This window comes from Acidobacteriota bacterium, assembly GCA_039028635.1.
In the GTDB taxonomy this organism is placed as follows: domain Bacteria; phylum Acidobacteriota; class Thermoanaerobaculia; order Multivoradales; family JBCCEF01; genus JBCCEF01.
This window is the reverse complement of the sequence record JBCCHV010000076.1, coordinates 16,518-28,993: the sequence shown is the minus strand read 5'-3', so window position 1 is coordinate 28,993 and position 12,476 is coordinate 16,518. Positions and strand designations below refer to the sequence as shown.

At 65.5% G+C, this 12,476-nt stretch carries 8 protein-coding genes; 3 read left to right on the top strand and 5 right to left on the bottom strand.

From position 1 onward, the window contains the following. Positions 1 to 214 precede the first annotated feature (214 nt). On the bottom strand, positions 215 to 1,849 hold the full coding sequence (locus tag AAF604_22580; GenBank protein MEM7052469.1) for a CSLREA domain-containing protein: 1,635 nt from the start codon (positions 1,847 to 1,849) through the stop codon (positions 215 to 217). Between the two features lie 232 nt (positions 1,850 to 2,081). On the opposite strand from AAF604_22580, the gene AAF604_22575 reads away from it, so the two are divergent. Genes AAF604_22575 through AAF604_22565 form a run of 3 tightly spaced genes read left to right on the top strand, consistent with a single transcriptional unit; the run spans position 2,082 to position 6,059 of the window. Continuing rightward, positions 2,082 to 2,681, top strand: coding sequence for an ECF-type sigma factor (locus AAF604_22575; protein MEM7052468.1), 600 nt, complete (start codon positions 2,082 to 2,084; stop codon positions 2,679 to 2,681). Continuing rightward, positions 2,674 to 5,376 (top strand): serine/threonine-protein kinase, encoded by a 2,703-nt coding sequence (locus AAF604_22570; GenBank protein MEM7052467.1) that lies wholly within the window; start codon positions 2,674 to 2,676, stop codon positions 5,374 to 5,376. The genes AAF604_22575 and AAF604_22570 overlap by 8 nt, the downstream gene beginning before the upstream one ends. Then, positions 5,373 to 6,059, top strand: coding sequence for a haloacid dehalogenase type II (locus AAF604_22565; protein ID MEM7052466.1), 687 nt, complete (start codon positions 5,373 to 5,375; stop codon positions 6,057 to 6,059). The genes AAF604_22570 and AAF604_22565 overlap by 4 nt, the downstream gene beginning before the upstream one ends. Before the next feature lie 43 nt (positions 6,060 to 6,102). Here the strand turns inward: AAF604_22565 and AAF604_22560 are convergent, their stop codons facing one another. The 4 genes from AAF604_22560 to AAF604_22545 form a co-directional block, all read right to left on the bottom strand. Continuing rightward, the gene (locus AAF604_22560; protein ID MEM7052465.1) at positions 6,103 to 7,869 is read right to left on the bottom strand and encodes a CHAT domain-containing protein; all 1,767 of its coding nucleotides are present in this window, start codon (positions 7,867 to 7,869) and stop codon (positions 6,103 to 6,105) included. Positions 7,870 to 8,852: 983 nt separating this feature from the next. After that, on the bottom strand, positions 8,853 to 10,703 hold the full coding sequence (locus AAF604_22555) for a caspase family protein (protein ID MEM7052464.1): 1,851 nt from the start codon (positions 10,701 to 10,703) through the stop codon (positions 8,853 to 8,855). Continuing rightward, positions 10,700 to 12,163, bottom strand: coding sequence for a hypothetical protein (locus tag AAF604_22550; GenBank protein MEM7052463.1), 1,464 nt, complete (start codon positions 12,161 to 12,163; stop codon positions 10,700 to 10,702). Before AAF604_22550 ends, AAF604_22555 begins: the two co-directional genes overlap by 4 nt. A gap of 43 nt (positions 12,164 to 12,206) precedes the next feature. Then, a complete protein-coding gene (locus AAF604_22545) occupies positions 12,207 to 12,467 on the bottom strand; it encodes a hypothetical protein (GenBank protein MEM7052462.1) in 261 nt (86 codons plus the stop codon). Between the last annotated feature and the right edge of the window lie 9 nt (positions 12,468 to 12,476).

Genomic DNA, 12,476 nt, shown 5'->3' with positions numbered 1-12,476 from the left:
TCAGCCGCCGCGACGGGAGAGGAGGCCCAAGAACCACGCTTCTTGGGCCGGAGAGGGGCGCTCAGCCCGGGACGCGCAGTCAGGGGCGCGTAGCCCCTCTCGAAGCAGACAGCTAGCAGCGTTGGAAAAGTCGCGAAGCGGACTTTTTCAGCAGCTTGCTAGGCGTCGGCGGATACCGCAAGGGGAGAGACCCCCTTGCGGTGAAGGTACCGGTCTACTGGGTCGGAACTTCCACGGCGCCGACGTCGCAGGGCAGAACGCGGGCGAACGAGAAGAGGTCCCGCTGGTTGACCACGGGATCCGAGCAGAAGGTCGCCACGCCACCGCCGACGGCGGGACCGAAGTAGTCCGGCGTCGGGTAGTCGAAGCTCATCAGGCCACCCGGGGTCGAGACTCCGAAGCCACCGCTGGCGAAGGTCAGGCCGGGTTTGACGATCGGGATCTCCGGGCAGGTGGGCATGGTCTTGGTGCCGTACTGGAGGTTGCCGCCGCTCACTGAGGTGTTGCCGCCGTTGAACAGCTGGAAATCGTGACCGTCGCAGGTCTCGTCCGTGAAGGCCCCCTGAATGAGGGTGTTCTGGAAGTTGCCCTCGCCGGTGGGGCTGGGCACGAAGTGGATCTCGCTCTTGCCGAAGTTGAAGAGGATGCTGCTGTGGATCACCGTGACATCGCTGTTGCCGAAGATGGTGATGCCGCCACCGCTCTGCGGCTGGTTCGGCTGCGTGCTGAGGGCATGGGTCTGATCGAACTGGGCGGTGTTGTTCATGATCACCGAGTTGACGATCTCGGAAAGTTGGGAGTCCTGGAACATGACGCCGCCGCCGCCCAGTCCGCCGCGAACGACATTCTCCGTCAACACGCTGCGGTCGAGGACGAGGCGACCCTGGCTGAGGATGGCGCCGCCGGAGCCGCTACCGGTTTCCCCGAACCCCGCTGAGTTGACTTGCAGGAGGCTACGCCGAATCGTCGCGACGCCACTCGAGCCATTGAGAACGGCGCCGCCGCCGACGACTCCGAAGGCCATGTTGGCGAGGAACTCCGTCTCCTCGACGTCGAGGTGACAGTAGCTCATGATGGCTCCGCCGCCGCCGCTTTGGTTGCCTCCGTCGATCTCGGCCCAGGCGATGTTGTTTTCGAAGAAGGTGCGCCGCACCTGTACCGGCTGTGAGGCTCCGCCGCCGCTGCAGTAGATGGCGCCGCCACCGAAGGCCGCATGGTTGGACGTGAAGTACGTGTTCTCGATGATCAGGTCACTGCCGCGGATAGCTCCGCCGTTGGCTCCCGACTCGTTGGTGATGAACTCGGAGTTCTTGATCGTGACCAGCGAGTTGAAGTTGTTGATGGCGCCGCCGTTGTTGGCTGCGAAGTTGTTGCGAAAGACACAGCTTTCGATGAGAACGGTGGCGGCGCCGGTGCTGATCAGGATCGCGCCGCCGGCGCCGATCTCGTTGCCGTCTTCGAGCTCGAGCTCGATCAGGTCGATCTCGTACTGACCTCCGATGCGAAACAGGCGCTCGCTGCCGGCGCTCCGAATGGTCGCCGGTCCCTGGATGATCAGGTCCGAGCTGAGCTGGATCTGAGTGTTGAGGATGATGACCGGCCCGGCCGCGGGATCACGTGCCGCGAACACGATCTTGTCTTTGCCCTGTCCCCAGGCACAGTCCTTGTTCGACTGATTCATGTTGTCGTCTCGGGCCGCCTGCACCGCTTCGCGAAGGGTGCATTGACCGTCGTTGGTGACGTTGTTGTCGGCCGTCGAGTTGACGGTGATGGTGTTGGCGTGGGCCGCGCCGATGGCGGCGAGAAACGAAAACAAAAGACCCGCGAAAAGGGTCGTCGGTCTGTTCATGGTTGCTTCCTCTGTGTTGGACGATGGCTCGTCCGGATTGCGAAACGACTGAGGTTGAGAATGTCTGGGCTCGTTCCGTGGCTCTACTCACGAGAATCCGTTGGAGAACGTGCCATCGCGAATTCGGTGGCAAGCCGGCTCACGGGCGTCGACGGCCGCCCAGGCGGAAGCGAATGCGTTGATACACTTTTACTTCCGGCTGCTTCCGTGGCCGTGACGACTGGAGAAAGGTTTGTCGGAAACCACCGAGACCCGTTCCGTCACCGAGCTCATCGCGGCCCATCGCGAGGGCGATGACGCCGCCTTCGAGCAACTCGTCGGTCGTCTCTATGGCGATCTGCGACGCATCGCCCACTTCCAGCGGGCTCGTTTGGCGGCCGGTGAAACCCTTCGGACCACCGCATTGGTCCATGAAGCCTTCGTCAAGATCGCGCAGCAGAACGGTGCCCGCTGGGAGGGTCGGTCCCACTTCCTGGCAGTCCTGGGACGCGCCATGCGCCATGTCCTGGTTGACGACGCCCGTCGTCGGCTGAGCGCCAAGGGCGGCGGTGGCCGGCGGCCCGAAACCCTCGACGACAACCTCTGCCAGGACCCCCGACAGGCCGCCCGTATCGTCGAAGTGGATGACGCCCTGCACCGATTGCGTGATCTCGACGAGCGGCTTTGCCAGGTGGTGGAGTACCGTTTCTTCGCCGGCCTGACCCGCGACGAGACGGCCTTGGCCCTCGGCCGATCCCCGCGAACGGTGCATCGCGACTGGTTGCGGGCGAAAGCCTGGCTGCGCAAGCTGCTCGGTGACTCGCCGGCTGCGGAGCTCCCGAGCCATGGTTGACGAGGCGGGCTCTCCCGAAGCCTTCGATCGGCGCGTCGACGCCCTTCTCTGTGAGCTCCTCGACCTGCCGGCGGAGCGGCGATCGCAGCGCCTCGACGAAGTTTGCGCCGGGGACCAGGGCCTCCACGAAGCGGTGAGCTCACTGCTGGCGGCGGCGGAGTCGACGGACTCTCTGCTGCGCTCCGGCGGGGCGCTGCCGCGCGGTTCCGGCGAGGGGCTGGCCATCGGAACCGTCCTCGGTCGCTATCGGGTGCTGCGCGAGATCGGTCGCGGCGGCATGGGGGTGGTCTACCTGGCCGATCGTGCCGATGGTCACTTCGATCAGCGGGCGGCGGTCAAGGTGCTGTCCTTCCGCGCCGATGGGGCCGAAGAGCGGTTTGCACGCGAGCGGCAGATCCTCGCCGATCTCGAGCATCCCGGTATCGCCCGTCTGCTCGACGGCGGCGTCACGGCCGAGGACCGGCCCTACCTGGTGATGGAGCACGTCGATGGCGTGCCGATCGACCGCTACTGTCGCGAGCAGGAGCTGGACTGTCGGGCTCGCGTCGAGCTGCTGCTGGAAGTCTGTGCCGCCGTTCAAGCGGCCCATCGGCAGCTCGTGGTGCATCGCGACCTCAAGCCCTCGAACATCCTGGTCACCGCCGAGGGACGAATCAAGCTGCTCGATTTCGGCATCGCCAAGCTGCTGGACGACCCCTCCATGGCACCGAAGGCCGAAACCTCCACCTGGACCTCGGCGGCCTTTCTGACCCCGCAGTACGCCAGTCCGGAGCAGGTGCTCGGCAGGGCCGTCACGGTGGCCTCGGACGTCTACCAGCTCGGCATGTTGGCTTTTGAGCTGCTGGTGGGGTGCCGTCCTTACGAGACCACCGGCGCTACCGCCGCCGAGGTCGAGAAACGGATCTGTCACCAGCCGGCTTCTCGACCGAGCGAGGCTCGTCGTGCGCTTCCAGCGGCCGAGGTGACGCCCGGTCTGCCGACGTCCCAGGAGCTGCGCGGCGATCTCGACACGATCGTCCTCGAGGCGTTGCGCAAGGAGCCGGAGCGTCGCTACGAGTCGGTGGGCCGGCTGCGCGACGATCTGCGCAGCTACTTGCGCGGGCTTCCGGTCTCGGCGCGACCCGATTCTTGGCACTACCGCCTGCGCAAGTTCATCGCTCGCAACCCGCTGCCGGTGACCACGGCGGTCGCAGCGGTGGCTTTGATCACGTTCTTGGTGGTCAACTTCACTCTGCAGCTCGCCCGCGAGCGGGATCAGACCAAGGCGGCTCTCGAACGTGCCGAGCAACAGCGCCAGCTCGCCGAGCGGCGCAACCGCGAGTCGATAGCCGTCGAGGATTTTCTGATCGGCCTCTTCGACGTCTCCGATCCCACCCTCTCCGGGGCCGCAGGGCGCGACCTGACGGCGGTCGAGATCCTCCATCGCGGGGTCGAAGACTTGCGCCGGTCAGCCGTCCAGGGGGCGCGCAGCCGATCGCGCCTGCTCACCGCCACCGGCCGTATTTACAGCAACCTGGAGCTCTTCGACGAGGCTGGAGGGTTGTTGGAAGAAGCCCTAGAGCTCGTCGACGAAGAGCCCGGAGATCAGCGGCTGCGGCGGGCCTACGTCTTGGTGGAGGTCGGCGACCACCTCTACCAGTCGGGCAAGACCTCGGAGGCGGTGGCGCCGCTGCGCGAAGCCCTGGCCTTGCGTCGGCAGGCTCTGCCGCCGGATCACGAGCGGGTGGCGGCTGCGGCGACGCGGCTCGCCAACGTCCTCCAGGCCGACGGCCAGATCGAAGAGAGCGCGCGCCTCGCGATGGAGGCCCTCGGCATCATGGAGGGGCTCGACGGGCCCCCGCCGGAACAGTTCTCGATGCTGCTGATTCTGATCGGATACTCGAAGATCCGTCTCGGCGAGATGGTCGAAGCGGAGGCCTTCCTGCAGCGGGCTCTCGAGCATTCGCGCCGCCATTTCGAGGCCTCCAGCGCGCAGCACATTCAGGTGATCGAAGGCCTGGCTCTCGTCTTCGTCGGCAAGGGCGACTACGAGGCGGCGATTCCACTGCTTCAGTCCGCGCTGCAAAGCCATACCGAGACCCTGGGTCCACAATCCTTCAAGGTCGCGGTGACGCAGCAGAGCCTCGCCTCTTGCTTTGTCGGTCTCGGCAATTTGACCGAGGCCATGGAGTTGACCGGGAAGGCCCTGGCGACGGTCGAGGCGATTGCCGGTCCGCGCTCGCGGGCCGCCCTCGGCCTGCGCCACAACCTGGCGAGTCAGCGCCTCGACTCCGGCGATGCGGCCGGCGCCGAGGCGGATTTTCGTCGACTGCGGGTCCTTCAGCAGGAGGTGCTCCTGCCTTCCCACGAGCTTCACGGGGTCAGCCTCGGAGATCTCGGCCGCGCTCTGATGGCCCAAGGCAAGGACGAAGAGGCCGAAAACGTCCTGCTCCAGAGCTTGCATCAGATCGAGGAGCATTTTGGGCCGCGGGGCCAGTTCATCACTCACACGCTGCTGAATCTCGGTCGTCTCTACCGGCGCCAGGGTCGCTTCGAAGAGGCCGAGACCCATTTGCATCGCGCCCACGAGATTCGCCGTGAAACGATGGCCGCGGATTCGCCGGAGCTCGAGGAGGTAGCCGAGGAGCTGCGCCGGCTCCGGCTCGAACGCGGGACCGGCGACGAATCCGGGTCCCACGCGGAGGGCGAGAGGTGACCGAACCAGTCAAGCCGAGAGTCTTGGTCTTCGACGTCAACGAGACCTTGCTCGATCTCGCACCGGTGAAACGGACCGTCGGAGCAGTTCTCGGCGGCCGCGAAGACCTCGTCCCCTGGTGGTTTTCGACCATGCTGCACCATTCTCTGGTCGAAACGGTGACCGGCACCTTCCACGACTTCGGCGAGATCGGTACCGCCGCCCTGATGATGGTGGCCGAAGCCCAGGGCCTCGAGCTGTCGCGGGAGCAGGCCCGCAAGGCCGTCGAGCCCATCCTCAGCCTGCCGCCCCACGACGACGTCATCCCGGCCCTCGAGACCCTGGTGAAAGGGCCGTTCCGCCTGGTCAGCTTGACCAACTCCTCGTCCCAGGGTGTCGAAACCCAGTTTCGCAACGCCGGGCTGACCGAGTTCTTCGAGCGGCGCTACAGCATCGAGACCATCGGCAAATACAAGCCCCATCCGGACGCCTACCGCATGGTCCTCGACGACCTCGACGTCCCCGCCGAGCAGGCGCTGATGGTGGCGGCCCACGGCTGGGACCTCGCCGGCGCCAAAAGCGTCGGCATGCAAACCGCCTTCATCGCCCGTCCTGAAAAGGTGCTCTACCCCAACGTCGAAGAGCCGGACTACATCGTCGAAAACCTGTTCGACCTCGGGATGATGCTGGCGTTTCTGGCTTAGGTTGATTGGAGATCCGTAGGTCGCCCCCGCGAAGCGCTCGACCTTAGGGCCGATTTCCGTCTCTCAAGTTCGAACGGTTGGGGGTCGGCTGGCTGCTGATGCGCCAGTTTCCGGCGAGGTCGACCCTCTCCAGGCAGTGGCCCTTGGGGGCCATGCCGACGTGAGGCTTGGCGACGTCGCCATGGCGGTCGATCAGGCGATTGGTGTTCTTCTCGCCGTAGATGACGGCATCGATCGGTACCGTTTCCTGCTTGATTTGAGCTTTGGGGCGGTCGAAGAGGGCGACGCCGTCGGCGGCCTCGCTGGTGACGTTCTGCAAGTCCGGTTGGATATTGACGCGCTGATCGAATTCGGGAAAGCCGTTTCTTTCGTTCGATTCCGGTCCGCCGACGACGAAAATCTGCCCTGCGCCGATGATGCCCTCGAGCTGAATCGTCGTGTGGTTGTAGTGCTCGCCGCCGGCGCCGAGGCTGTAGCCGCCGAGGTCGATGTCGACCGGGCCGGAGTTGTAGAGAACGATGTATTCGAATCCGTCGTCGTCTTTGACGGCATCGTAGAAGATTTCATCGAGCATCAGGACCGGGTGGGCGGCTTCCGCTTTGCCGATGGGTGGTTCAGTGGATTCCGTCGGCAGGGCTCGACGATCGCTTCGCCACGGTACAAAGGCCACCAGCGCCGCCATCAGCGTGAAGGCGGTGGCGCCCAGGAGGCTCTTGCGGAAGCGACTCGATCGGCGTGGCGACGAGGATTGTGGTGCCACCAGACGAATCGTCTCGGGTCCTGAGAACAGCACGGGGGTCGACCATTCCGTCGACCCTCCATCGAGGCGATGAATCGCCAGTCGGCCCTCGTTGGTGGCCTCCTCGAGAGAGTCGCCGAGGGCGAGGCGGCGGTAGAACTCGCTGCTGAAGGCGATCGCCGCCGCGTCCGAGATCGGTTGGTTCATGGCGACGACGGCCGGGAAGCCGGTGCGTAGGAGAGCGCTGGCGATACCGGAGAAGTCGGACCTCTGAGCCATCGCTCCGCCGCGGGCGGACTCGCAGGAATTGAGGAAGATGAGCTGAAGCGACGACGCGTCGCGCACCTCCAAGGCAAGCTCCTGGCCGGTGATCGAAAGGTCGGACTGATCCGCCATGCCGAGGAAGAGGCGGCCTTCGTGGGATCTCGGATCGACCTCGCTATGGGCCATGATGTGCAACACGTGATAAGCGTCTTCGAGCAGCGTGCGGCGAAGCCGTGAACGACTCTCGGGGGTGAGCTCGCGAATCTCCGCCACCTTTTCGATTCCCTGGGTCAGCTGTTCGACTTCGCGGTCGAGATCAAGGCTGGGCCCGCCACCTCGGCCCCGCACGGCGAGGACCTTCAGGCGTTCTGGGTGCTTGGGGGCAATGCTGCGGCTCGGAACGTCGAGCGCTCGCACGATGGGAGTCTTGCGGGAGAGACCGAGGAAGTTGCCGGTTCGTTGTCGGAAGAGCAGCTCCCAAGGCAGGCTCATCAGCTCGCGGTGTCGAGGGTCGAATTTCAGCAGCAGTCGCAGGCCGCGATCGGCGGAAGCTTCGACGGCCCCGAAGTTGTTCTCGAACAGCTTGCCGAGCTCGCCGTCGAAAAGGGCACGGTAGAGGTGTTCGCCATGTTCTTCGGGCGAAGGGTTCGGTTCGCCGGCCGGCCGGACGCCGCGATAGATCCTGGTGAAGGCCGGGTCGGGCCGGAAGGGCTGAGACTTCGATTCGCCCGTTGGCGAGCTGGCTTCGACCACCCAATTGCCATCATTGTCGCGGGAAAAGCTCAGGACGAAATTCTGATACTTCACGGCGCCCTCCGTGGTTGCCGACGGCAGGAAATCAATTTCGAACTCAAGTGATGAAAGGTCAGGCTAGCAGATGTCGTAGCTGTTGCAGGCGCAGCCGCGGCCCTTGCGGCAGGTGAATCGGGTGCTGATGCAGGAGTTGCCGCAGGCCTTTCCTTTGCCGCAAACGCGACAGCATTCAGAGCGAGGTGTGCAGCTTCCCGCCGGCCTGGAGGAAGGCGAGGAAGCGCCTGAATCGCGTGTGGTAGGAGGTTTCTTCCGTGCGGCCAATGCCCTGAGCTCGGCAGCTCTCTGGAAGGCTGCGATCGCTTCTTCGAATCGATTCAGCTCGACGAGGAGCTCTCCACGCCGGAGGTGACTCTCGGAGTCCCGCGGCTCGATGTCGAGATAGGTCTCGACATCGGCTAGCGCCGAGGGCCACTCCTCGAGGCATTCGTGAGCCCGGCTGCGCAGGAGCAGAAAGTCGGCTCGGACGCCGGAGGCGAGCATTTGTTTCTCGAGCTTCTCCAGGTCCCGGAGGGCTTCGGCGCACTGTCCCTTGGCGAGCTGCTGCGAGATCTCTCGCATCGCTGGTGGCAGAGGAGGCTTTTCGACGACTTGGCTCTGGGCTGCCAGGAGAAAAGGGCAGGCGAGCCCGACGAGGATCGCCCACCCGGTGCGTCGGAGCAACAGGCTCCCGAAGAAAGCGGTCATCCTAGCGTTTGGAGCCCGGAAGGCAGTGGGCGCAGGGATCGTAATCTTGTCGCTTTGCTGCATCGAGGGAGTAGAAAGGGACGTCATGGCCATGAGCGAGGATGGTGGCAATCTGGCAGCCGGCCTTCTCGTTGCTCAGTTTGTGAACTTCACGAGTGTTGATGTTTCCCAAGTAGGGAGAAGGATAGCTTCTCGGCATTTGTATTCTCCTGGTTGTTGGTTGCGACCGAAATGGATCCGACCGATCCGTGTGAAACCAGGATGAGAAAAACGTTCAAAAAAATTTTCTTGTCTCACTTCGCAATGACCTCGAAATTGAGGCTGATCCAGTCGCCTGCGGTTCTCGTCAGCAGTCTTTCCGGTTGCTCGGCCTCGGGTTCAGCTCCGGATCGCCGGACCAACGCGTTCAGTGGCGGGCGCTCGAGGGGGGTGAGATCGATTCCTTGGAGGGCGGCGATGACCTTCAGCAGCTCCCGACCCGCCGGCCCGGTGGTTTCGAAGGGAAGAGAGGCCCTCGCTCCCGCCTCGAGGGAGAAGAACGGCCCTTCGGATCGCCGAGGGTAAATCCGCTCGATCGCAAAGGCGGAGTCGAGGTTGAGAATTGCCAGGTTGATCGCCATCTCGGCTCGATTGTGAAGCTCGAGGTAAAACCGCTCCTCGCAACCTGTCTCGAGTCTTTGAACGGGGCGTCCGGAGGTTGGATCCGTCGGCCGTCTCAGGCTGGCCGCCAGACTCTGGGCGAGACCTGGTCCGGGGGCGGAGTTCTGGAGCCTGCGAACTCGATCGAAGAAGGCCAGATGGCGAACCCAGTCCACCACCTCTCGAGGATCCCCCGAGTCGGCGACGGCTTGTCCGGCAAACCGGACGGCGATTCGGTCGCCGCAAGGTTCGATGCGGATGTCGGCTTTCGAGGGAGGATCGAGGGTGAGCGTTGCCAGATCGACGAGGGCGATCTCGAAGAATGCCAGGTGCTGCGCCAGGGCGGGGGCGAGGGAGACCGTCGGTCGCTCGGTCGGGGGCGGTGAGAGGGCGCGCGCATGACTCCCGACGGGGATTTGTTGCTCGCCGCGGCCAGGTGCCATCCGTCCCCAGGAGAGGACCGACCCCACCTCTTCGATCTCGATTTCCGTTTTGCCATCGGGTTGTTTGTCGGAGAGAGCGAAACGGCTACCGACTTCGGCACCGTGGGCGTAGCCGGCCTGCAGAAGAACCCGATCGCCTTGCTGTTCGAGGATCAGGGCGGAACCGCTGTCCGGACGTCGCGTGTCGTTGGTGAAGACCTGACGGTCGACTTCGCCTTCGACGATCGGAAGCTGGCCTTCCATGGTCTCGGCGATGGTGTGCTGCAAGGCGGGATAGAGCTGCTGCCAGGTGCCCTGGGGCTGCTGCTGCCAGGTGGTGAGCCAACGCTGCGTCAGGACTCCTCCTTGGCGTCCACCGAAGATGCTCTCGAAGGCCTTTTCGTGGGCTCGGCAGGCGGCGAGCAAGACGTAGCCCCGCGGAGCGGGCAGCCAGCCGCTGGCCAACTCGGTCTTGCGTTGCCGTCGTCCGGCGGCCGCGCGCCAGGCTCGGTCGAGCTGCGCCCGGGAGGCGACCAGACTGTCCGAGGGACGTGGCGAAGGGTCGATGAGTCCCGTGCCGCGAGATCGCGCCCGGCCGCGATGGGCCATTCCTCCGGCGTGACAGCTATCGAGCACGAGGGTGGGGTGAACGTCGTGGCGCAGCGTCTCTTCGAGGAGGTAGAGCACTTCGACGTCACGCAGGTAGCGAGCTTCGGGATTGCCCACGTTGCAGGGCACGAGGGCCTCGTCGACCTCTTTCCCGGGCGTCCACGAAGGAACCCGGCTGCCGTGCCCCGAGAAGTGCACCAAAAGCTGGTCTCCGGGGTGCGCCTGAGCGAGCAGCGCCCGCCAGGAGCGAATGATGTTTTCGTAGGTGGGCAGTGGAGCCTGCGAATCGTCGTTCGGTGAGGTGAGCTCGATGATGCGGCGCGGTGCGCCGGCGCGCTCTGCTCTCAGCATGGCGGCCACCGTCGCCACGTCTCGGCAGCAGCCGCCGAGATCCGGGAAGGCGAGATGGGCCGGCGGGCGGGGACGATAGTGATCGATGCCCACCAGCAGCGCGAGCTGTGGGCGGTGGTTCATCCCCGCGCGGCCTGGGAGGGCGCGAGCGCCGGATCTGCCGCGGTCGATGGCGAGCGGAGTCGAACCGCCGGATCGCCGACGATCGTCCAGGAGCGGGCGTCGTTGCGGGCCGTCCAGAGATAGGCGAGATAGCGATCGTCCGGCGAGATCTGGCCGGTCTGCAGCTGCTCGAGGTGATCGCAGAGCAGCGCCGAGAGCTCGCCATGGCGCTCGCCGAAGAATCGACAGGCATAGCCCACGGGTCGGCCCGCGAGGATCTCTTCGAGGGCGCTGTGGAAGGTGTGGGCCTGGGCTCCGAAGCGCGACGGAACCCAGCCCCAGCCCCAGGCGCGGTCGACGTGGCCGACGGAGGCCAGAGCTCCCTGGCGCAGGAGCTGTTTGGGAAGCTCGGCGACGAATGGTTGTGGGGCAATGGGCGTGGGGACGATGGTTGCCTGGCCGTCGCTGCTCTCGCGCAGCGCGAAGGAATCGGTGGCGGGAGTGCCGGCGCTGAAGCAGGCGACGTGGAGCGAGACCATGCCGTCGAACGAGGTCCTGGGAAGGTCGCGCGCCGCGAAGTAGCTGCTTTCCGGGACTGCTTCTCTGCGCTCCCGGGAGGGCTCGAAGCCGGAACAGACGAGAGCGCCCTGGAGGGCTTGCTGATCGGGGGCCTGGGCGCCCATCAGCAGGCCGTGTCCTGCCGTCACCAGGAGCTTCGGTGGTGCGCTGCTCAGGGCCCCGACCAGGGCAGCCTTGGAGGCGCGGGCCGAGGTCAGGATGTGGTGGGGATGGTGCGGTCGCTGCCGCCCGCAGGCCTCCAACCAAGGGGTGATGAGGTGGTCGAGGAGTCCGCGGGTCGTGATGTCGTCCCGGTGCTCGGCGGCGAAGGTCGTGATGGCGGGCCAGCTTTCGGTGGTCTGGGCACGTTCCTGCTGCACGACCCTTTGGGCGTAGCGGGCGTAGTCCGCCGGGTCTTCGAAGTCGAGGCGACCGACGGCGTACTGAACCGCGAGCTGATGCTCGAGCTCGAAGGGAATTTCTCGGGGGTTGCCGACGAGCAGGAGGTAGAACGGAACCTTCACCGGATCGACCGGCCCGAAGCCACCGCCCTGTCGACGAGTCCACTGGACGCGGTTCTCGCCTGGGTGGAGCCCTGCCTTGCCGTGGTATTCGCGAAAGAGGTTCTGGCCCGAAGCCGTCGCCTGGAGGCGCCGGTGTTCGAGGAGGGGAGCTAGGGCCTCTCGCACTTCCGGTCGTTGGGTGCTCGGGAAGAGGACTCCCCACCCGCTGCTGGCGAGGTCGATCGGGTCGGTATTGGGAACCAGGCCGCGCGCTGCGCCGATCCGCCTTGGGCGGCTGCGGCTGAGCTCGCGGGCGAGGAGATCGACCGGCAGAGGGCGCGACCGACGGCCGGTCGCCCCCTCGATGCCCGGCGGGATGAGCGCGCCGGCGATCAGCGGCTCATCCCACCGTTCAGTCAACGCGCCCCCCGGTGATCAGGGGTGGTCTGCGAGGACTCGAGGATCAAGACGGGGGACCGCCTCCGGTCGGTGCGTCCGTATCGGCTTCGTGGTCTTCCTGCGGTTGGGCTCCCGACGTGCCGTCGGACTGGGTCTCTTCGTCCGGGGTGCCGGAAGCGGCGTTGCCGTCGCCGTCCTGAGCAAACCAGGGCAGGTGGTAGTTCGATTGCGGTTCGTTCATCTGCTGCAGCGTGCGGATGGCCAGCGGGGCCGTGGGTTGGGTGCCCACGCAGGCGTCTGTGCACGGCTCGAAAGGACTGGACATAGGTGCTTC